Raw genomic sequence first — 687 nt, forward strand, 5'->3', positions numbered from 1 at the left:
GTAGCCCTTGAAGAACGGCGTGTGGCGGCCACCCTCTTCCTTCGTGAGGACGTAGACCTCGGCCGTGAACTTCGTGTGCGGCTTGATCGAGTTCGGCTTGGCCAGCACCATGCCGCGCTCGATGTCTTCCTTCGCAATGCCGCGGAGGAGGAGACCGACGTTGTCACCGGCCTGGCCTTCGTCCAGCAGCTTGCGGAACATTTCGACGCCCGTCACGGTCGTCTTCTTTTCGCTGTTGTAGCCGACGACCTGCACTTCTTCGCCGACCTTGATGATGCCGCGCTCGATACGCCCCGTGGCCACCGTGCCGCGACCCGTGATCGAGAACACGTCTTCGACCGGGAGGAGGAACGGCTTGTCCGTCTCACGGACGGGCTCCGGGATGTACGTGTCGAGGGCATCGTACAGCTTCTGGAACTCCGCCACCCACTTCGGATCGCCGTTGATGGCGTTGATGGCCGAGCCGCGGATGACCGGCGCGTTGTCGCCGTCGTAATCGTACTTCGACAGCAGCTCACGCACTTCGAGCTCGACGAGGTCGAGGAGCTCTTCGTCTTCCACCAGGTCGCACTTGTTGAGGAACACGACGACCTTCGGCACGTTCACCTGGCGCGCCAGGAGGATGTGCTCGCGGGTCTGCGGCATCGGGCCGTCCACGGCCGACACCACCAGGATCGCGCCGTCCAT

1 protein-coding gene (only partly in view) is annotated in these 687 nt (G+C 63.6%); it reads right to left on the reverse strand.

The window, feature by feature from the left end; genetic code table 11:
• Positions 1–687, reverse strand: partial view of an elongation factor Tu gene (locus B2747_RS17690; RefSeq protein WP_291164065.1) — the 5' portion only. Its footprint begins 195 nt before the window's first position; only the first 687 of its 882 coding nucleotides appear in the window; the start codon lies at positions 685–687; the stop codon falls past the left edge of the window.

Source organism: Gemmatimonas sp. UBA7669, assembly GCF_002483225.1.
In the GTDB taxonomy this organism is placed as follows: domain Bacteria; phylum Gemmatimonadota; class Gemmatimonadetes; order Gemmatimonadales; family Gemmatimonadaceae; genus Gemmatimonas.